The sequence below is a fragment of the Nocardiopsis sp. MT53 genome, from assembly GCF_019598965.1.
GTDB lineage: Bacteria > Actinomycetota > Actinomycetes > Streptosporangiales > Streptosporangiaceae > Nocardiopsis > Nocardiopsis changdeensis.
In genome coordinates, this window is the sequence record NZ_CP080599.1 from 128,206 (window position 1) to 147,719 (window position 19,514).

The following is a 19,514-nucleotide window of genomic DNA, read 5'->3' on the forward strand; positions in this document are numbered from 1 at the left end:
CCTGATGCTACCCCTTGGGAAAGTGATTCCCGGCACACCCCTGTGTGTTATGTGCCCTATTTCGTCGTTTGTTGCGCCTTGTGCCCTCAGGGATTCCGAGGCGTAAGTCCTGAAAAGCACATCGGGGGCGCCGCCCGCGGGCGGCGCCCCCGACCGGGGACCTCCCGCCCCGGGGGCGGCGGGAGGGCCGCCCCGCCGCAGGGGGCCCGGCGGGGTGGGGCGTCAGCGGGGGTCGGGCACCGGGACCAGGCGTCCGTCCGCGTCCGCGTACTCCCAGCGCGGGCCGTGCTCGACCAGGTCGGCGACCGCGCCGACGAGCCGGTCCACGTGCTCCCGCGTGGTGCCGACGCCCAGGCTGGCCCGGACCGCCTGGCCGTGGCCCGCGGGCAGCAGGTGGCGGGTCAGCGGGTGGGCGCAGAAGAGGCCGTCGCGGACGCCGATGCCGTACTCGGCCGACAGCGCCGCCGCCAGCAGGTCGGCGGGGATCCCGTCCACGACGAACGACACGATGCCCACCCGCGGGTGGTCCTCGTCCCACAGGGACAGCTCGTGCACGCCGCCGATCCCGGCCAGTCCCGCGCGCAGCCGCTCCACCAGCGAGGTCTCGCGGATGTGCAGCAGTTCCTGCACGCGGGGGGTGAGGGTGTCGCAGGCCGCGGCCAGGGCGACCGCGCCCAGCACGTTGGGGCTGCCCGCCTCGTGCCGGGCCGGCAGGTCGTTCCACACCACGTCGTCCTCGGTGACCAGCCGTGTGGCGCCGCCGCCGGACAGGTAGGGCGCGGCCTCGCGCAGCCAGTCGGCGCGCCCGGCCAGCACGCCCGACCCGAACGGGGCGTAGAGCTTGTGGGCGGACAGGGCAACGTAGTCGGCGCCGGTGGCCGACAGGCTGAACGGCAGGTGCGGGGCGTACTGCGCGGCGTCCACCACCACACGGGCGCCCTCGGCGTGGGCGGCCGCCACCAGCTCCTCGACCGGCCAGATCTCGCCGGTGACGTTGGAGGCGGCGGTGACGCAGAGCAGGCGCGGCCCCCGCGGGGCGGCGGCCAGCGCGGCGCGGGCGGTGTCGACCGCCGCCCCGGGGGACTCCGGCAGCGGCAGGCGCACGACCGACCCGGCGCGGGAGGCCGGGTGCTCCCAGGGCAGCAGGCTCGCGTGGTGCTCGGACTCGAACACGACCACCGTGCAGTCCTGCGGCACCGCGCGGGCCAGCAGGTTGAGGGCGTCGGTGGTGCCGCGCACGAAGACCACCGCGTCGGCGGGCTCGGAGCGCACCCCCAGGAAGCGGGCCACCGAGCGGCGGGCCCGCTCGTAGGCCTCGGTGCTGACCCGGGAGTGGTGGCCGGCGCCGCGGTGAACGCTGGCGTAGTAGGGCAGGGCCGCCGCCAGGGCCTCGGCGACCGGGGTCAGACAGGGGGCGCTGGCCGCGTAGTCCAGGTTGGCGTACTCGACGCGCTCGCCGGAGACCAGGGGGACACCCTCATCGGCGGTGACGATCGTGCACCGGCCCAGGTCGGGCTGGGCGGAGCGGGCGGAGCCGATGGGAGTGACGACGGTCATGGCACACCTCTTCTGTGGGTCGTGGGACCCACGGGTGCCGGTGGGGCAGCGCCAAGGGTCCGCGCTTGTCCGACACGGTCGTGTCGGGACCTGGTCCTCACCCGGGGCACCCCACCGCGGAAGGAGGGTTGCCGACCAGCGAGCCGGGGCTTCGCGCTGGTACTCGTGACCTGCGACGCAGGTTAACACAGCGCTCGCGGAACGCAACAGGGCGGTCCGGCTGTGGCCCGGGACACCCTTTCGCGCCTTTCCGCTCGACAGCCGGGGAACGGGCGCGCCATACTGGTCCGCATCTGCCCTCACGTCGCGGGTGTCCGGTTCCCCCCGGACGCCTCCCAGGCGCGAGACTCCAGAGCATCGGAGTTTTCGCATGCCCGCGATCAAAGAGGTGACGTACGTGCACGACCGTATGCAGCAGGTCTTCCGCAATCCCCGGGTCGTCCTGATCTCCGGCTACGCCCGCCTGCCCGACTCCGTGGCCAGCCATTCGCAGTACCAGCGCCTGGGCGTCGTCCTGGCGGTGGACACCGCCGACGGCCGGATCGTCGCCGCCGACACCACGCTCCTGACCGACCTGGCCAAGGACTTCTTCCGGGCCCTGGTCGAGGGCGAGTCGGTCACCGAGGACATCGCCGAACTGGTGCGCCGGGTGCAGACCCGCTACGCGGGCCAGTCCGGGGCCGCCCTCACCACCGCGCTGCGCCGCTGCCTGGAGAGCTACTACCAGCTCAGGGACGACCACCAGTTGCCGAGCGGCGAGGAGTGAACCCGTTGTCCGTGCCTCAACCCCTGCCCCTGACCGGGGTGCGCGTCGCCGACCTGTCCCGGGTCCTGGCCGGCCCCTACGCCACCATGCTCCTGGCCGACATGGGGGCCGAGGTGATCAAGGTGGAGCAGCCCGGCCGGGGCGACGACACCCGCGCCTGGGGCCCGCCCTGGGCGGGCGGGGAGGCCGCCTACTTCCTGTCGGTGAACCGCAACAAGCGCAGCCTGGCCGTCGACCTGAAGGACCCCGACGGGCGGGCCGCCGTCCAGGAGCTGTGCGCGGGAGCCGACGTGGTGGTGCAGAACTTCCGCCCCGGCGTCATCGACCGCCTGGGCCTGGGCTACGCCGACGTCAGCGCCCGCAACCCGGCCGTCGTGTACTGCTCGGTGAGCGGGTTCGGGCCCGAGCACGAGCCGGCGGGCCGTCCCGGGTTCGACATCGTGGTGCAGGCCGAGAGCGGCCTGATGGGCACCACGGGCCCCGCCGAGGGCCCGGCCAGCAAGGTCGGGGTGGCCCTCACCGACGTGCTCACCGGGCTCAACGCCGCGGTGGGCATCCTGGGCGCCCTGATGCGGGCCCGCACCACCGGCCGGGGCGAGGAGATCAGCGCGTCCCTGATCAACTCCACCCTGTCCGGTCTGGTCAACCTCACCCAGCAGGCGCTGGTGACCGGGGCCGAGCCCGCCCGGGTCGGCAACGCGCACACCACGATCGTGCCCTACCAGGCGTTCCCCACCGCCGACGCCGACCTCGTCATCGCCGCCGGCAACGACGCGCTCTACCTGCGCATGTGCGAGGCGCTGGAGCGGCCCGACCTGGCCGCGGACCCCCGTTACGCCACCAACCCGGGCCGGGTGGAGCACCGCGGGGAGCTGGTCGGGGAGATCAGCGCGACCCTGCGCTCCCGGTCCGCCGACCACTGGGCCGAGCGCCTGCTGGCGGCGGGCGTGCCCGTGGGCCGGGTCCGCGGGGTGCTGGACGCGCTGCGCACCGCCGACGCCCGCGGCGACGACGTGCTGCGCGCCGTCGACCACCCCACCGCCGGCCTCCTGGAGCAGGTCCGCGCCGGGTTCCGGCTGGAGAACACGCCTCCCCCGCTGACCGCGCCGCCCCTGCTGGGGCAGCACTCCCGGGAGATCCTCACCGAACTGGGCCTGGCCGCGGACCTGATCGACGCGATGGTCGAACGCGGCGCCGTCCAACAGCACCCGAAAGGAAACCCATGAGCGACCGCAAGGCACCCGCCCCGGACCCCCGCGACTTCCTGGCCGTGGACGCCGGACTGGACGACACCGAGCGCGACGTGCGCGACGCGGTCCGGGCGTTCGCCGCCCGCGAGCTGCTGCCCCACGTGGCGGACTGGTTCGAGGCCGGCACCCTGCCCGACCCGCGCGGCCTGGCCAAGGCGTTCGGCGACCTGGGCGTGCTCGGCATGCACCTGGAGGGGTACGGCTGCGGCGGCTCCAGCGCCGTCGCCTACGGCGTGGCCTGCCGCGAGCTGGAGGCGGTGGACTCGGGGCTGCGCAGCTTCGTGTCCGTGCAGGGCTCCCTCGCCATGGCCGCGATCCACAAGTACGGCTCCGAGGAGCAGAAGGAGCACTGGCTGCCCCGCATGGCCGCGGGCGAGGCCATCGGCTGCTTCGGCCTGACCGAGCCCGACTCCGGCTCCGACCCGGGCTCGATGCGCACGCGCGCCCGCCGCGACGGCTCCGACTGGGTGCTCGACGGCACCAAGATGTGGATCACCAACGGGTCCGTCGCCGACGTCGCCGTGGTGTGGGCCGCCACCGACGAGGGCATCCGCGGGTTCGCGGTGCCCACCGACACCCCCGGGTTCACCGCCAACGTCGTCCACAGGAAGCTGTCGCTGCGCGCCTCCATCACCTCCGAGCTGGTGCTGGAGGGGGTCCGGCTGCCCGCCGACGCGGTCCTGCCGGGCTCGCGCGGGCTGGGCTCCCCGCTGTCCTGCCTCAACGAGGCCCGCTACGGGATCGTGTGGGGCGCGGCGGGCGCGGCCCGCGCCTGCTACGAGGCGGCGCTGGAGTACGCGGGCACCCGCGAGCAGTTCGGCAGGCCGATCGCCGGCTTCCAGCTGACGCAGCGCAAGCTCGCCGACATGGTCGTGGACGTCGGCCACGCCGGCCTGACCGCCCTCCAGATCGGGCGGCTCAAGGACCGGGGGCTGGCCCACCACAACCACGTCAGCTTCGGCAAGTTCGCCAACGTCGCCGCGGCCCAGCGGGTGGCCGCGGCGGCCCGGTCGGTGCACGGGGCCAACGGGATCACGCTGGAGTACCCGGTGATGCGGCACATGGTGAACCTGGAGACGGTGGCCACCTACGAGGGCACCGAGGAGATCCACGCGCTGAGCATCGGACAGGCGGTGACCGGCATCTCGGCCTTCCGGTGACCTCCGGCCTGCCGTTCCCCCCGGGCAACCACCACAATGGGGGGCAAGCGATCGAGGGAGTAGCCAGATGGTGGACGAACCGGCGAAGCGGTTCGAGATGACGCGCGGCCGACGGGTGCTCAACGCGGCGCTCGGCGGCTTCGTCAAGTACGGGGTGTGCCCGCCCGACACGTACCTGCTCACGACGCGGGGGCGCAGGACGGGCTTCCTGCGCACCGTCCCGATCAACCTCGTGGACAACAACGAGGGCCGGTTCCTGGTCGCCCCCTACGGGGAGGTCGACTGGGTGCGCAACATCCGCGCGGACGGGTTCGCGACGCTGCGCAAGGGCGGCTGGATCGAGCTGGTCAGCGTGCGCGAACTGGACGCCGCGGAGGCGGCCCCGGTGCTGCGCGAGTACGTGGACCACCCCCGCGCCCTGGTGGTGGCACCGTACTTCGAGGCCCCGCCGGACGCGCCGGCCGAGGCCTTCGAGGCGGAGGCGCACCGGCACCCGGTGTTCCAGATCGTGCGGTCCACGACGATCCGCATCTGAGCGCGCGGCCCCGGCCCCCCGCGGGCCGGGGCCGCCGTTCGGATTGACACCGGACGCTCATGAGTGTGTACTCACTTACATGAGCGTTACCGAAGCGGGCCGTTCCACGGCCGAGGCGCGCAGGGCGGCGATCCTGCGGCACGCGGTGCCCGTCTTCGCCCGGAGCGGCTACCACGCCACCCCGGTGACGGAGATCGCCGACGCGGCCGGGATCTCCCAGGCCTACGTCTTCCGGCTGTTCGGCAGCAAGCTGGGCCTGTTCACGGCCACGCTGGACCGCTGCTTCGGGCTCATCGAACAGGCCCTGCGCGAGGGCGCGGAGAAGGCGCCCGGCGCCCCCGCGTCCCAGGTCCTGGCCGCGATGGGCGACTCCTACGCGGAGCTGATCGCCGACCGCGACCTGCTCATGCTCCAGGTGCACGCCCAGAGCGCGGCCGACGTCCCCGAGGTCCGGGAGTGCATGCGGCGCGGGTACGCCTCGGCGGTCACCCTGGTGCACGAGCTGTCCGGCGGCACCCGGGAGCAGGTCCGGTACTTCATGGCCATGGGCCTGATGTGCCACCTGATCACCGCCCTGGACCTGGACGGGGTCGACGAGCCCTGGGCCCTGACCCTGACGAGCGGCATGACCGTCCACGGGCGGCGCGCCGACGGGTGAGGGCGGACGCCCGCGGCGCCCGCCCCGGCGGTCAGTTGCGGACGCGGTACACGTCGTAGACGCCGTCCACGTTGCGCACCGCGCGCAGCACGCTGCCCAGGTGGGCGGGGTCGGCCATCTCGAACGTGAACCGGCTCTGGGCGACCCGGTCCCGGCTGGTCTGCACCGTCGCCGACAGGATGTTGACGTGCTGGTCCGAGAGCACCCGGGTGATGTCCGACAGCAGCCGGGCCCGGTCCAGCGCCTCCACCTGGAGGGCCACCAGGAACAGCGAGTCCTCCGTCGGCGACCAGTCCACCCGCACCTTGCGCTCGGGGTCCAGGGTCGCGATGTTCACGCAGTCGGCGCGGTGCACCGACACCCCGTTGCCGCGGGTCACGAAGCCGACGATGTCGTCCCCGGGCACCGGCGTGCAGCACTTGGACAGGCGCGCCCACACGTCGGCGTCGCCCTCCACGACCACGCCCGGGTTGCCGGGCTGGCGCTGGCGGGGCGCCTTGGCGGGCAGCGCCGGCTCGGCGATGTCCTCGGGGTGGTCGTCGGCCAGGCCCATGGAGTCGACCAGCTTGGCGACCACGTTCTGGGCGCTGACCTGCCGCTCCCCCACCGCCGCGTACAGGGCGTCCACGTCGGGATAGCGCAGCTCGTCGGCCAGGGCGACGATGGACTCCCCGCTGAACAGGCGCTTGACCGGGAGCTCCTGCTTGCGCATGACCTTCGCGATCTCCTCCTTGCCCTGCTCGATCGCGGCCTCGCGGCGCTCCTTGGTGAACCAGTGGCGGATCTTGTTGCGGGCGCGGGCGCTCTTGACGAAGTCGAGCCAGTCGCGGTTCGGCCCGGCGTCGGGGTCCTTGGAGGTGATGATCTCGACGGTCTCGCCGTTGTGCAGCTCGGTCTCCAGCGACACCAGGCGGCCGTTGACCCGGGCGCCCACCGTGCGGTGGCCGACCTCGGTGTGCACGGCGTAGGCGAAGTCGACCGCGGTGGCGCCCTGCGGCAGCGAGATGACGTCGCCCTGCGGGGTGAAGACGAACACCTCCTGCACCGACAGGTCGAAGCGCAGCGACTCCAGGAACTCGCCGGGGTCCTTGGTCTCCTGCTGCCAGTCGATGAGCTGGCGCAGCCACGCCATGTCGGAGCCGCCCTTGGGCGTGGCCGCGGCCCCGCCGCTGTTGCGGTCCTCCTTGTACTTCCAGTGGGCGGCGATGCCGTACTCGGCGCGCCGGTGCATGGCGCGGGTGCGGATCTGCAGCTCCACCGGGTTGCCCGAGGGCCCGATGACCGTCGTGTGCAGCGACTGGTACATGTTGAACTTGGGCATGGCGATGTAGTCCTTGAACCGCCCGGGCACGGGGTTCCACCTGGCGTGGATGGTCCCCAGGGCCGCGTAGCAGTCGCGGACGCTGTCCACCAGGACCCGCACGGCGATGAGGTCGTAGATCTCGTCGAAGCCGACGTTGCGGGCGATCATCTTCTGGTAGATCGAGTAGTAGTGCTTGGGCCGCCCCTTGACGGTGGCCTTGATCTTGGACTCGCGCAGGTCGCCGGAGACCGCCTCGATGACCTCCTGGAGGTACACGTCGCGGCGGGGGGCGCGCTCGGACACCAGGCGGGCGATCTCGTCGAACCGCTTGGGGTAGAGGGTGGCGAACGCCAGGTCCTCCAGCTCCCACTTGATGGTGTTCATGCCCAGGCGGTGGGCGAGGGGGGCGAAGATCTCCAGGGTCTCGCGGGCCTTCTTCTCCCGTTTGGCGACCGAGGGCAGGTAGCGCAGGGTGCGCATGTTGTGCAGCCGGTCGCAGAGCTTGATGACCAGCACGCGGATGTCGCGGGCCATGGCCACGACCATCTTGCGGACGGTCTCGGCCTGGGTGGCCTCGCCGTACTTGACCTTGTCGAGCTTGGTGACGCCGTCGACCAGCTCGGCGATCTCGTCGCCGAAGTCCGCCCGCAGCTCGCCGAGCGTGTACCCGGTGTCCTCGACGGTGTCGTGCAGCAGGGCGGCGGCCAGGGTGGCCTCCTGCATGCCGAGCTCGGCGAGGATGGTGGCGACGGCGAGCGGGTGGGTGATGTAGGGGTCGCCGCTCTTGCGTTTCTGGTCCCGGTGGTGGTGGGCGGCCACTTCGTAGGCGCGCTCGATGAGCCGCACGTCCACCTTGGGGTGGGTGGCGCGCACGGTCTTGATCAGTGGTTCCAGCACCGGGTTCATCGTCACTCCCCGCTGGGCGCCGAGTCGGGCGAGTCTCCTGCGGACCCGCACGGTGGAGGGCGTGGATGCGGTGGAGGGCGCCGCCGTGGCGGCGCCCTCCTGGCGGTCGTCGGTCGTGGGGGCGTTCCCGTCGGTCCCGGGGCGGGCGGCGTCCTGTCGCGTCCCGTTCCCGGATACCGCCCCGGTCGGGACCACTTCGCCTGGCATGCCTACCTCCCGCGGTTCCGCCCGGATCGTACGGGCGGTCGGCGTCGCCCGGCTGCTCCGGTGCACGTGCGTATCTTCAGGTCCGGTCGCCGATCACGGCCGCGGTGCCGCTCCCCGTCCAGTCTAGTGTCCCCCGCCCGCCTCCCACCGGGGCTGACGCGCGGCGACGCGGTCGGCGGCCGCGGGCTCAGGGAACCGCCGGTACGCCGGGTCCCGGTACGCCGGACGTCGGGTCGGCGGGTGCGGGCGGGTCTCTCAGACCGAGAGGAGGGCGTGCGGCTCCACGTCGGACAGCCTCTCGCGCCCCCCGAGAGCCGTGAGCTCCATCAGGACGGAGAATCCCACGACCGTACCACCCGCCTTGCGGACCAGGTCCACCGCGGCCCGCCCGGTGCCGCCGGTGGCCAGCACGTCGTCGACGATGAGCACCCGGGAGCCCTCGGTGACCGCGTCGGCGTGGATCTCCACGGTCGCGGTCCCGTACTCCAGATCATAGGGCTGCTCGATCACGGCCGCGGGCAGTTTCCCGGCTTTGCGCGCGGGGACGAACCCGGCGCCGAGCGCCAGGGCCACCGGGGCGCCGAAGATGAACCCGCGGGCCTCCAGCCCGACCACGTGGTCCACGCCGGCGTCCCGGAAGGGCTCGGCGAGGCCGGCGACGGTGGCGGCCAGCGCCGCGGGGTCGTTGAGCAGCGGCGTGATGTCCTTGAACAGGATGCCGGGCTTGGGGAAGTCCGGGATGTCGCGGATGCGGCCCAGGAGCAGGTCCGGGGCGGCGGCGGTGTCCGCGGGGGTGTGGTCGTGGGCCATGGTGCGGTGTGGACCTTACTGGTGTTCCGGGGTGACTGTCGTTGCGGCACGTCCGTGCCGTGCGGCGCGGGCGCGCCCGCGGGGGCGGCCGCACACGGCGGTACCGGCCCCGGTGGGGGCCGGTACCGGAGGGTCCGCGCGTCGGCGCGCCGGACCGCCGGCCCCGGGGCGGTGTCGCCACGGGGCACGTGCGGCGGCCGTCAGTTGTTGGGCTTGGGGTCGTCGTCGCCGAAGTCGGGACGGTCCTCGACCGGCGTGTCGTCGGCCTGCGGGGTGAGGATCTCGCCGATGCCCGGCTTGAGCATGCGGATCCGGGTGCCCGGCGAGATCTCGAGGATCACGTCGTTGTCCTGGACCTCGACGACGGTGCCGTAGATACCCGCCTTGGTCATGACCTCGACCCCGGGGACGAGGGCGCTCTGCATCTGCGCCTCCTGCTGGCGCCGCTTCTGGTTGGGCCGCCAGATGAGCAGCCAGAACACCAGGAGGATGAGGGCGATCATGGGGAGCGAGGAGAGGATTCCTCCGCCCGCGGGCGCGGCTCCGTCGGCGAGTTGGTAAAGGCCCTGCACGGGGCGTCCTTCCTGAAGTCTTCGTCTGTGGCCGGCGGCGCGGTCGACGCGGCGGCCACCCTGTTCGTGCCGGTCGGACGTGTTCGGCCCGCACGGCACCCGGTGGCTACAACGTTCCGGGCGGCCGATGCGTTCCTTCGGTGTCGGAACGCACTCTCCGGACCGGGGTGTCACCCCGTATCTCCGTCGGTCCGTCACAGCTTACGTGTCGCCGGTCACCGTTCCCCAACCGGCGCGGATCGGAGTGTTAACGGTCGCCCCCGCCTCCGGGGGCGGCCGCGGCCCGCGCCGGTGCGGTTCAGGGGGTGCCCGAGGACCCGTTGCCGTTGGTGCCGCCGGAACCCGTGGTGCCGCCGCCCTGGGCCGCGGCGGCCGCGCCGAAGGCGGCGTCCGGCGGGGGCGTGAGCCCCAGGTGGGCCCAGGCGAGCGGGGTGGCGACCCGGCCGCGCGGGGTGCGGGCCAGGAACCCGGAGCGGACCAGGAACGGCTCGGCGACCACCTCCACGGTCTCGGCCTCCTCCCCCACCGACACGGCCAGGGTGGACAGGCCCACCGGGCCGCCGCGGAAGCGGCGGAGCAGCACGTCGAGGATGGCGCGGTCGAGGCGGTCCAGGCCCAGGGCGTCCACCTCGTACAGCTCCAGGGTGGCGCGGGCGGTGTCCAGGGACATGATCCCGTCGCCGCGCACCTCGGCGTAGTCGCGGACCCGGCGCAGCAGCCGGTTGGCGATGCGGGGCGTGCCGCGCGAGCGCCCGGCGATCTCGCGGGCGGCGTCCTCGGCCAGCGGGACGCCGAGCAGCCCGGCCGAGCGGTGCAGGATGCGCTCCAGCTCCTCGGCCGAGTAGAAGTCCATGTGGGCGGTGAACCCGAACCGGTCGCGCAGCGGGGCGGGCAGCATCCCGGCCCGGGTGGTGGCGCCGACCAGGGTGAAGGGGGCGATCTCCAGGGGGATGGCGGTGGCGCCGGGGCCCTTGCCCACGACCACGTCGACCCGGAAGTCCTCCATGGCGACGTAGAGCATCTCCTCGGCGGGACGGGCCATCCGGTGGATCTCGTCCAGGAACAGCACCTCGCCCTCCTGGAGGGTGGACAGCACCGCGGCCAGGTCGCCGGAGCGCTCGATGGCGGGGCCGGAGGTGATGCGCAGGGGGGAGCCAAGCTCGGCGGCGATGATCATGGCCAGGGTGGTCTTGCCCAGGCCCGGGCCGCCGGACATGAGGATGTGGTCGGGGGCGCGGTTGCGTTTGCGGGCGCTGTCCAGGACCAGGGAGAGCTGCTCGCGCACCCGTTCCTGGCCGACGAACTCGTCGAGCGCGCGCGGCCGCAGGGCGCCCTCCAGCCGGCGCTCGTCGGCTCCGGCCTCGGAGGAGACGGCCTCCCGGGCGTACGGCCCGGGGAGGTCCCGGTCCGCCGGTCCCGTCGGTCGGTCGTGGTCGTCGTACACGGTGGGCCCTCCTAGGCGCGGCTGAGGGTGCGCAGGGCGCTGCGCAGCAGGACGGCGACGTCGGCGGTCTCCTCGGCCTGGGGCGCGACGGCGGCGGCCGCGGCCTCGGCGTCCTTGGCGGACCAGCCCAGGTTGACCAGGCCGGAGACCACCTGGGTGCGCCAGGCGCCGTTGGGCCCGGCCCCGGCGCCGTCCGGGACCGGCGGCAGGGTGCCGTCGGTGAAGACGGGCGGGTCGATCTTCCCGCGCAGCTCCAGGACGATGCGCTGGGCGCCCTTCTTGCCGATGCCCGGGACCCGGGTCAGGGCGTTGGTGTCCTCGGTGGCCACGGCGTGGCGCAGGGAGTCGGGGCTGTGCACCGAGAGCATGGCCAGGGCCAGCCGGGGACCGACCCCGGAGGCGGTCTGGAGCTGCTCGAACAGGTGCTTCTCGTCGTCGTCGGCGAATCCGAAGAGGGTGAGGGAGTCCTCGCGCACGACGAGGCTGGTGGCGACGGTGCCGGTCTCCCCCACGTGCAGGCGGGACAGGGTGCTCGGGGTGCACTGCACGGACATGCCGACCCCGCCGACGTCGATGACGGCGCTGCCTGCGCCGCGTGCGGCCACCCGGCCGGTGAGGAACGCGATCATGTCATGGGGGCACCGGGTGCCCTTCTCCTTCCCTAGGGGCGGGCGCCGCGGGCGCGGCGGGCCAGTTCGACCTTGCGGGCGAAGTCCTGCTGTGCCTGGGCCACCCGGGCCTGGGCGCCGCCGCGCCAGATGTGGCAGATGGCCAGGGCGACCGCGTCGGCCGCGTCGGCGGGGCGGGGCGGGCCGTCGAGTCCGAGGATACGCGCGACCATGGTGCCGACCTGCGCCTTGTCCGCGCGGCCGCTGCCGGTGATGGCGGCCTTGGCCTCGCTGGGGGTGTGCAGGGCGACGGGCAGGCCGCGGCGGGCGGCGCAGACCAGGGCGATGCCGCTGGCCTGGGCGGTGCCCATGACGGTGCTGAGGTTGTGCTGGGCGAAGACCCGCTCGACGGCGACGGCGTCGGGGCGGACCTCGTCGAGCCAGCGCTCGATGCCGCGCTCGACGCCCAGCAGGCGCTGGGGCAGGTCCTCGTCGGGGGAGGTGCGGATGGCGTCGGCGCCGATGAGGCTCAGGGGGCGGCCGATGGCGCCCTCGACGGCGCCGACGCCGCACCGGGTGAGCCCCGGGTCGATTCCCAGCACGCGCACGCGCCCCACACCTTTCTCGAACGTTCGTTCGCACCATGCTAATGCCGCGGGACGACAGGAGTCCCGCGCCCGGCCCGGCGTGTCTCGGGGGCCGTGCCGGTCGAGCGTACCGGGGCCCGGGGACGGGGCGGGGGCGTTCAGGCGCGGCCGGTCCCCCACAGGTCGGCCAGGGCGGCGCGGCGCTCGGCCCGGGAGAGGCCGCGCAGGTCGGCGACGCCGCGCTCGGTGACCACGACCTCCACGTCCTGGGAGGGGGTGGTGACCGGCCGGGAGAGGCGTTCGACCAGGGTGGAACGGCCGCGGTGGCGGGTGGGGACGGCGATGACGCTGAGCCCGCCGACGGAGCGGGTGGCGGCCGCGGCGTAGTCGGAGTGGCCGCCGATGCCGCCGAGCACGCCCCGGGCGGTGCCCTCGACGTTGACCTGGCCGTCGTGGTCGATCTCCACCGCGGTGTTGACGGCGACGAAGGGGTCGGCGGACAGGCGGCCGGGGTCCAGGACGTGTTCCACGGAGTGCAGCAGGGGGCGGCCGTCGGCCCAGGCGTGCAGGCGCGGGCCGCCGACGAGGTACATGCCCACGGGGTCGCCCAGCAGCAGGCCGCGCTCGTCGAGGTCGACGGCGGCCTCGGGCAGCGGCCCGGAGTCGATGCGCACGGGGACCCGCAGCTCGGCGGCCAGGGCGGCGGGCACGGGGCCGAAGCCCAGTTGGAGGCGGGCGCCGGCGGGGATGAGGGGCGCCAGGTGGCGGGCGATGGCGGCCTGGTCGGGGCCGGTGGGCGAGGGGCGCAGGGTCCCGGCGGTGCGGTCGCTCCCCCCGATGACGACGACACGGTCGGCGGGCAGCGGCGGCCCGGCGTCGGCGCGGGGCAGGTTCGGCGAGACCACCGCGGCGACCAGGGCGCCCGCCTCGACGGCGGTGCGCAGCCAGCCGGCCTCGCTGCCGAAGGCGTACCCGCCGGGCACCGGGACCACCGAGGCGACGAGCAGGTCGGGGCGCCACAGGCCGTGCAGCAGGGCGGGGACGGCGGACATGCGCACCGGCGGGTGGGCGATGAGGCCGCGGTCGACGTGGTCGCGCAGGCCCCAGCCGGGCATGACGGTGCGGGCGTCGGCGAACGCGGCGGGGTCGAGCCCGGGGTCGGCCTCGGGGACCCAGCCCAGGACGAGGCGGACGCCGCCGGCGCGCGCGGCGGCCGCGCACAGGTCGGCGGTGACGCTCCGCGGGGCGCCGAACCCGTCGCCCAGGGCGACGGTCGCGCCCGGTCCCACCAGGTCCGTCAGGCTCTCCACGTTCTCCCCTTCCGCCGGACCGACCGTACCGGACCGGGCGGTTCGGCCGGGAAAAGGGGTGGACTCCGCGGCGGGGGCCGTGCTAAGTTCTTCTCGAAGCGAGAAAAACTCACTCTGAGAAGAACTGGACCGACCATGGTGGACGACGGGATGCGGCGGGACGCGGACGAACGGGAGTTCCTGGCCGCCTACGACCCGCACGCCTACGCCCCCGTCGCGGTGACCGTCGACGTCGTGGCGATGACCATCCGCGCCCGGGAGCCGCTGGTGCTGCTGGTCCGCCGGGGCGCCAGCCCGCAGAAGGGCCGGTGGGCGCTGCCCGGCGGCTTCGTCCGGGCCGAGGACGGCCCCCGGGGGCCCGCCGACCCCGACCTGCCCGACGCCGCGCTGCGCGTCCTGGCCGAGAAGACCGCCCTGCCCACCACCCTGCACCTGGAGCAGCTGGGCACCTACGGCGCCCGCGGCCGCGACCCCCGCATGCGGGTCTTCTCGGTGGCGTACATGCTGCTCGCCCCCGACCTGCCCGACCCCGAGCAGGGCCGCGACACCGCCGAGGCCGCCTGGGTCCCCTGGCGCGACCTCGGGCACGGCGGAACCGCGCGGTACGAGCCCGCCTTCGACCACGCGCGGATCATCGCCGACGCCGTCGAGCGGGCCCGCGCCAAGCTGGAGTACACCTCCCTGGCCACCGCGTTCCTGCCGCCGGTGTTCACCATCACCGACCTGCGCGAGGTGTACGAGGCGGTGTGGGACCGGTCCCTGCACGCCGCCAACTTCCACCGCAAGATCCTCGCCGCCCCCGGCTTCGTCCGGGACACCGGGGAGCTCGCCGACCGAGGCGGCTCCGGCGGTGGCCGCCGCCCCCGCCTGTACCGGGCGGGCGGCACCGCCGCCCTGCACCCGCCGCTGCTCAGGAGCGCCCCATGACCCCCGTGGAGGTTTCGATGACCGTCGAGGAGGCGACCCGCGCCGTCCTCACCGCCCGCGACCCGTCCGACCTGTTCGGGCCGCTGCCCGCCGACGACACCGTGCCCGCTGCGGCCTCGTCCGCCCACCGGCGGCTCGCCCGCCTGCTGCACCCCGACACCCCCGGGGGCGACGCCGCGCTGTTCACCCGGCTGACCGGGATGTGGACGCGCTACCAGGAGGCCGTCCGGGGCCGGATCGGGTTCGACGACCACGTGGTGGTGACCGCATCCCGCGGCTACCACGTGGGGTCCTCCCCCCTGGCGTCGGGCGACGTCGCCGACCTGTACCCCGTCCGCTACCAGGACGGCGGCTGGCGCGACGCCGTGATCAAGGTGCCCCGGTCCCCGCGCGACAACGACCTCATGGAGGCCGAGGCCACCGCCCTGGAACGGATCCGCGAGCGCGGGCCGGAGGAGGCGCGGGCGTTCTTCCCCCGGCTGCTGGAGTCGATCCGCCACCGCGACGCCGCGACCGGGGTCGAGCGCAGGGCCAACGTGCTGGACCGGCTGGACGGCTTCCACAGCCTGGCCGACGTGCGCCGCGCCTACCCCGACGGCGTCGACCCGCGCGACGCCGCGTGGATGTGGCGCCGCCTGCTGGTGGCGGTCGACGCGGCCTCCCGGGCCGGGGTGGTGCACGGGGCGGTGGTGCCCGAACACGTGCTGATCCACCCCGGGGAGCACGGCCTGGTCCTGGTCGACTGGTGCTACTCGGTCACCGCGCACGCCGCGCGCACCGCCCCGCACATCCCCGCGATGGTCCCCCACCGCAAGGACCTCTACCCGCCCGAGGTGGCCGAGCGCGGCCCCGCCTCGGTGCGGACCGACATCTACATGGCGACCCGGTGCATCGAGTACATCACCGCCGGGCGCCTGCCCCGGGAGCTGCGCTCGTTCGCCAGGGGCTGTGCCCTGCCGGCGGCGCGGCAGCGCCCCTCCGACGGGTTCGCCCTGCTGATCGAACTCGACGAGGTCCTGGAGCGGCTCTACGGGCCGCGCCGGTTCCGCCCCTTCACCATGCCGGACTGACCCCGCGGATCGCGACATCCCGCGGACCCCGGCCCACCGACCCCGAAACCCCTTCACCCCAGAGGAGAACCACCATGGGAAGCAGCCACTGGTCCACCGACGCCTACCACGCCCGCAAGGCCTACAACGCCTCCGCCGGACGCAGCGACTTCGGCTACACCGACGACGTGCTGTCGTCCGTCCCCCGCACCAAGTGGAAGGTCCACGAGAAGCTCGACCCCAAGGGCGTCGCCTTCCGCGAGAGCCGCGACTCCGACGAGCACCCCGAGTCCCTGGCCATCTCGGTGCTGTTCGACGTCACCGGCTCGATGGGCCGCGTCCCCCGCGTGCTCCAGACCAAGCTGCCCGCGCTGTTCGGCCTGCTGCTGCGCAAGGGCTACGTGGAGCACCCGCAGATCCTGTTCGGCGGGATCGGCGACGCCACCTGCGACCGGGCCCCGCTCCAGATCGGGCAGTTCGAGTCCGGCAACGAGCTGGAGGAGGACCTGAACAACATCCTGCTGGAGGGCGGCGGCGGCGGACAGGTCACCGAGTCCTACGAGCTGGCCATGTACTTCATGGCCCGGCACACCGCCATGGACTGCCTGGACAAGCGCGGCCGCAAGGGCTACCTGTTCCTCATCGGCGACGAGAAGGCCTACGGCAAGGTCAAGGCCCGCGAGGTGCGCGAGGTGATCGGCGACGACCTGGCCGAGGACATCCCGTTCCCGCAGATCCTCGCCGAGCTGCGGCGCAGGTTCGAGGTGTACTTCATCATGCCGAGCGGCAGCAGCCACTTCACCAACGACGCCGTCCGGTCCTTCTGGGACGAGCAGCTGGGCCAGAACGTCATCCACCTGGAGGACCTGGGCGCGGTGTCGGAGACCATCGCGGTGACCATCGGCCTGTCCGAGGAGGCCATCGACCTGGAGGAGGGGCTGGCCGACCTCGCCGACGCCGGGTCCGACGCCGGCGGCGTCGTGGGCAGGGCGCTGGCGCCGCTGGCCGGTCCGCGCGGATCGGTCGTGCGCTCGACCGGGCTGCCCGGCGGCGACGCCTCGGCCCCGGGGACGGACCGGCTGTGAGCGCCCCCGCGTGGGCCGACACCTCGGCCGTCGTCGTCGACCTGGGATTCGGCGACGCGGGCAAGGGTGTGACGGTCGACCTGCTGTGCGCACGGCGGCGCTACGGCGCCGTCGTGCGCGCCAACGGGGGCGCCCAGGCCGCCCACAACGTGGTGGCCCCGGACGGACGCCACCACACGTTCTCCCAGTTCGGGGCGGGGACCCTCGCCCCGGACGGGCCGGTGCCCACGCACCTGTCCCGGCTGATGGTGGTGGACCCCCTCGCCCTGGCCGCCGAGGGCGCCCACCTGGCGTCCCTCAGCGTCCCGGACCCGTTCGGACTGGTCACGGTGGACGAGCGGGCCCTGATCGCCACCCCCTGGCACCAGGAGGCCAACCGGATCCGCGAGCGGGCCCGGGGCGGCGGCCGCCACGGGTCGTGCGGGATGGGCGTGGGCGAGGCGATGGCCTACGCCCTGGCCCGGCCCGGGGACGCGCCCACGGCCGGCGACTGCCGCACGCCCGCGGTGCTGCGCCGCAAACTGCACCGGCTGGCCGACCACCTCGACGCGCTCCGCCGCGAGCTCGGCGACGGGTCCCGGACGTCCCCGGACGTCGAGGACTGCGTCGCGGCGTACGGGGGGTTCGCCCGGAGGGTGCGCATCGTGGACGAGTCGTACCTGCCGGGCCTGCTGGCCCGCGCCCCGGTCGTGTTCGAGGGCGCCCAGGGGGTGCTGCTGGACGAGTGGCACGGGTTCCACCCGCACACCACCTGGTCCACGACCACCACCGCGAACCCGCTGGCGCTGCTGGCCGAGGCGGGCCGCCCCGGCGACGCCCGCCGGATCGGGGTGGTGCGCGCCTACACCACGCGGCACGGGGCGGGGCCCTTCCCCACCGAGGACCCGTCGCTGGCCGGCCTGCTGCCCGAGCCGCACAACGGGACGCACCCCTGGCAGGGGGCGTTCCGGGTGGGCCACCTGGACCTGGCGGCCCACCGGTACGCCCTGGCCGCCACCGGCGGGGTGGACTCCCTGGTGGTGACGCACGCCGACAGCGCCGCCGCGGCCGGCGGCCGGCTGCGGCGCTGCACCGGCTACACCGACCGGGCGGGGCGGCCGCTCGTGCCCGTCCCGGGCGACGCCCCGGCCCCCAGCCACCCGCTGCACCCGGCGCCCGGACCCCTGGACGCCCGCGCCGACGCCCACCTGCGCCGCCAGGCGGCCCTGGCGGACGCCCTGGCCGCGGCCCGGCCCGTCCTGGCCGACGGCCCCACACCGCCGGAGGAGATCGCCGACGCCCTGGGAACCCCGCTGGAGGCGGTCTTCTCCGGCCCCACCCGCGACGACGCCCGGATCACCGCCCCGGCCTGATTGTCCTTCCAGGACAGAAACACCCCTCTGCCTTGTCTCCTTCCGACAAGCCCCCTGTCCCGAACAGGGGAGATGGTGGGTCCGACGGTCGTACGGAAGAAGAGGGCGGAGATGACGGACACGGGGCGTGCGGTCCGGCACGTGCTGGTGGTGGGGGCCGGGGTCGTCGGGCTGTCCACCGCGTGGTTCCTCCAGGAGCGCGGCGCAGAGGTCACCGTCGTGGACCGGGACGGGATCGGCACCGGCGCCTCCTGGGGCAACGCCGGATGGCTCTCCCCCGGCCTGGCGATCCCGCTCAACGAGCCCGGCGTCCTGCTCCAGGGGCCGCGCTCCCTGGTCGACCCCGACGCCCCGCTGTCGATCCCGCCGACCGCCTCCCCCGCCCTGTGGTCGTTCCTGCTCCGCTTCGCGGCACACTGCCGGTGGCCCTCGTGGGAGCGCGCGGTCCGCGCGAACCTGCCGCTGAACACCGCCTGCCTGGAGGCGTTCGACGAACTGGAGAAGGCGGGCGTGGACACCACCGCCGTCTCCTCCCCCATCACCGCGCTGTTCCGCTCCACGCGCGCGGCGGCCGCCCTGGTGCGCGAACTCGACCGGATCGGCTCCTCCGGGCTGGAAGTGGAGTACACCGCCCTGGCGGGGGACGACGCGCGCTCCGCCGCACCGCAGGCGGCCGCGTCGATCAGTGCCGCGGTGCGGCTGTCCGGGCAGCGCTACGTCGATCCGGGCGGCCTGGTCCGCAACCTCGCCGCCTCGGTGCGCGAACGCGGCGGCACGGTCCGCGGCGGGTTCGAGGCGGCCTCCGTGCACCGCTCGGGTTCGACGATCACGGTGGTCTCCGGGACCGGTGAACCGCTGCGCGCCGACGCCGCGGTGGTGTGCGCCGGCGCCTGGTCCGACCGGCTGCTCCGCCCCCTGGGGGTGCGGGTCCCGGTGCGGGCCGGCCGCGGCTACTCCTTCACCGTGCCCGTCGAGGACCTCGTCCCGGGACCGGTCTACCTGCCCGAGGCCCGGGTGGCGTGCACGCCCTACCGGGGCGGGCTGCGGGTGGCCGGGACCATGGAGTTCCGGGAGCCGGACGACGCCCTGCGGCCCCGCCGGGTCGAGGCCATCGTGCGCTCGGCCCGCCCCTTCCTGAGGGGGGTGCGCTGGGAGGAGCGGACCGACGTGTGGGTGGGCCCGCGCCCGGTCTCCCCGGACGGCATGCCCCTGGTCGGCGCCACCCGCCTCCCGGGCGTGTACACCGCCGGCGGCCACGGCATGTGGGGCCTCACCCACGGCCCCGTCACCGGCCGCCTCCTGGCCGAGCGGATCGCCACGGGGAAGGCCCCGGAGGCCCTGGCCGCGTTCGACCCCCTGCGCTGAGAGACCCCGGACCGGGACCGGACCGCCGACGGACGGCGGCCCGGTCCCCGGCCGTGTGCGCGG

At 74.5% G+C, this 19,514-nt stretch carries 18 protein-coding genes and 1 riboswitch; of the genes, 10 read left to right on the forward strand and 8 right to left on the reverse strand.

Going from position 1 to position 19,514, the window contains the following annotated elements; genetic code table 11:
* Positions 1 to 222: 222 nt before the first annotated feature.
* Positions 223 to 1,557, reverse strand: a complete 1,335-nt coding sequence (locus K1J57_RS00575) for an aminotransferase class V-fold PLP-dependent enzyme (protein WP_220562540.1) — start codon at positions 1,555 to 1,557, stop codon at positions 223 to 225.
* Between the two features lie 56 nt (positions 1,558 to 1,613).
* Positions 1,614 to 1,728, reverse strand: a riboswitch (SAM riboswitch).
* Positions 1,729 to 1,966: 238 nt separating this feature from the next.
* Between K1J57_RS00575 and K1J57_RS00580 the strand changes: the two genes are divergently transcribed.
* From K1J57_RS00580 to K1J57_RS00600, 5 genes are all read left to right on the forward strand, one after another.
* Complete coding sequence (locus K1J57_RS00580; RefSeq protein ID WP_220565262.1) at positions 1,967 to 2,323, forward strand: DUF3870 domain-containing protein; 357 nt, start codon at positions 1,967 to 1,969, stop codon at positions 2,321 to 2,323.
* Between the two features lie 5 nt (positions 2,324 to 2,328).
* Positions 2,329 to 3,549 carry a CaiB/BaiF CoA-transferase family protein gene (locus tag K1J57_RS00585; protein ID WP_255646761.1) on the forward strand — a complete coding sequence of 407 codons (1,221 nt, stop codon included), beginning with the start codon at positions 2,329 to 2,331 and terminating at the stop codon, positions 3,547 to 3,549.
* Complete coding sequence (locus K1J57_RS00590) at positions 3,546 to 4,733, forward strand: acyl-CoA dehydrogenase family protein (protein WP_220562542.1); 1,188 nt, start codon at positions 3,546 to 3,548, stop codon at positions 4,731 to 4,733. The genes K1J57_RS00585 and K1J57_RS00590 overlap by 4 nt, the downstream gene beginning before the upstream one ends.
* A 67-nt stretch (positions 4,734 to 4,800) precedes the next feature.
* A complete protein-coding gene (locus K1J57_RS00595; RefSeq protein ID WP_220562543.1) occupies positions 4,801 to 5,268 on the forward strand; it encodes a nitroreductase family deazaflavin-dependent oxidoreductase in 468 nt (155 codons plus the stop codon).
* Between the two features lie 79 nt (positions 5,269 to 5,347).
* Positions 5,348 to 5,926: a TetR/AcrR family transcriptional regulator gene (locus K1J57_RS00600; RefSeq protein WP_220562544.1), complete on the forward strand. Its 579-nt coding sequence runs from the start codon at positions 5,348 to 5,350 to the stop codon at positions 5,924 to 5,926.
* A gap of 31 nt (positions 5,927 to 5,957) precedes the next feature.
* Here K1J57_RS00600 and K1J57_RS00605 read toward each other — a convergent pair whose 3' ends face one another.
* The 7 genes from K1J57_RS00605 to K1J57_RS00635 all read right to left on the reverse strand — a co-directional run bounded on the left by K1J57_RS00605 (position 5,958) and on the right by K1J57_RS00635 (position 13,673).
* Positions 5,958 to 8,135 (reverse strand): bifunctional (p)ppGpp synthetase/guanosine-3',5'-bis(diphosphate) 3'-pyrophosphohydrolase, encoded by a 2,178-nt coding sequence (locus K1J57_RS00605; RefSeq protein WP_220565264.1) that lies wholly within the window; start codon positions 8,133 to 8,135, stop codon positions 5,958 to 5,960.
* A 462-nt stretch (positions 8,136 to 8,597) separates the two neighbouring features.
* A complete protein-coding gene (locus tag K1J57_RS00610) occupies positions 8,598 to 9,152 on the reverse strand; it encodes an adenine phosphoribosyltransferase (RefSeq protein ID WP_220562545.1) in 555 nt (184 codons plus the stop codon).
* A 200-nt stretch (positions 9,153 to 9,352) separates the two neighbouring features.
* The gene (gene yajC / locus K1J57_RS00615; RefSeq protein WP_220562546.1) at positions 9,353 to 9,724 is read right to left on the reverse strand and encodes a preprotein translocase subunit YajC; all 372 of its coding nucleotides are present in this window, start codon (positions 9,722 to 9,724) and stop codon (positions 9,353 to 9,355) included.
* 298 nt (positions 9,725 to 10,022) lie between these two features.
* Positions 10,023 to 11,168 carry a Holliday junction branch migration DNA helicase RuvB gene (ruvB, locus tag K1J57_RS00620; protein ID WP_220562547.1) on the reverse strand — a complete coding sequence of 382 codons (1,146 nt, stop codon included), beginning with the start codon at positions 11,166 to 11,168 and terminating at the stop codon, positions 10,023 to 10,025.
* Positions 11,169 to 11,179: 11 nt separating this feature from the next.
* On the reverse strand, positions 11,180 to 11,797 hold the full coding sequence (gene ruvA / locus K1J57_RS00625; RefSeq protein ID WP_220562548.1) for a Holliday junction branch migration protein RuvA: 618 nt from the start codon (positions 11,795 to 11,797) through the stop codon (positions 11,180 to 11,182).
* Positions 11,798 to 11,829: 32 nt separating this feature from the next.
* Positions 11,830 to 12,384, reverse strand: a complete 555-nt coding sequence (gene ruvC, locus K1J57_RS00630) for a crossover junction endodeoxyribonuclease RuvC (protein WP_220562549.1) — start codon at positions 12,382 to 12,384, stop codon at positions 11,830 to 11,832.
* A gap of 137 nt (positions 12,385 to 12,521) precedes the next feature.
* Positions 12,522 to 13,673: an acetyl-CoA hydrolase/transferase C-terminal domain-containing protein gene (locus K1J57_RS00635; RefSeq protein WP_220562550.1), complete on the reverse strand. Its 1,152-nt coding sequence runs from the start codon at positions 13,671 to 13,673 to the stop codon at positions 12,522 to 12,524.
* A gap of 135 nt (positions 13,674 to 13,808) precedes the next feature.
* On the opposite strand from K1J57_RS00635, the gene K1J57_RS00640 reads away from it, so the two are divergent.
* The 5 genes from K1J57_RS00640 to K1J57_RS00660 all read left to right on the forward strand — a co-directional run bounded on the left by K1J57_RS00640 (position 13,809) and on the right by K1J57_RS00660 (position 19,451).
* A complete protein-coding gene (locus tag K1J57_RS00640; RefSeq protein ID WP_255646762.1) occupies positions 13,809 to 14,600 on the forward strand; it encodes an NUDIX domain-containing protein in 792 nt (263 codons plus the stop codon).
* The gene (locus tag K1J57_RS00645) at positions 14,597 to 15,670 is read left to right on the forward strand and encodes a molecular chaperone DnaJ (RefSeq protein WP_220562551.1); all 1,074 of its coding nucleotides are present in this window, start codon (positions 14,597 to 14,599) and stop codon (positions 15,668 to 15,670) included. The genes K1J57_RS00640 and K1J57_RS00645 overlap by 4 nt, the downstream gene beginning before the upstream one ends.
* Before the next feature lie 74 nt (positions 15,671 to 15,744).
* Positions 15,745 to 16,734 carry a hypothetical protein gene (locus K1J57_RS00650; RefSeq protein ID WP_220562552.1) on the forward strand — a complete coding sequence of 330 codons (990 nt, stop codon included), beginning with the start codon at positions 15,745 to 15,747 and terminating at the stop codon, positions 16,732 to 16,734.
* Positions 16,731 to 18,086 carry an adenylosuccinate synthetase gene (locus K1J57_RS00655; protein WP_220562553.1) on the forward strand — a complete coding sequence of 452 codons (1,356 nt, stop codon included), beginning with the start codon at positions 16,731 to 16,733 and terminating at the stop codon, positions 18,084 to 18,086. The genes K1J57_RS00650 and K1J57_RS00655 overlap by 4 nt, the downstream gene beginning before the upstream one ends.
* 111 nt (positions 18,087 to 18,197) lie before the next feature.
* Positions 18,198 to 19,451 (forward strand): FAD-binding oxidoreductase, encoded by a 1,254-nt coding sequence (locus K1J57_RS00660; protein WP_220562554.1) that lies wholly within the window; start codon positions 18,198 to 18,200, stop codon positions 19,449 to 19,451.
* Positions 19,452 to 19,514 lie beyond the last annotated feature (63 nt).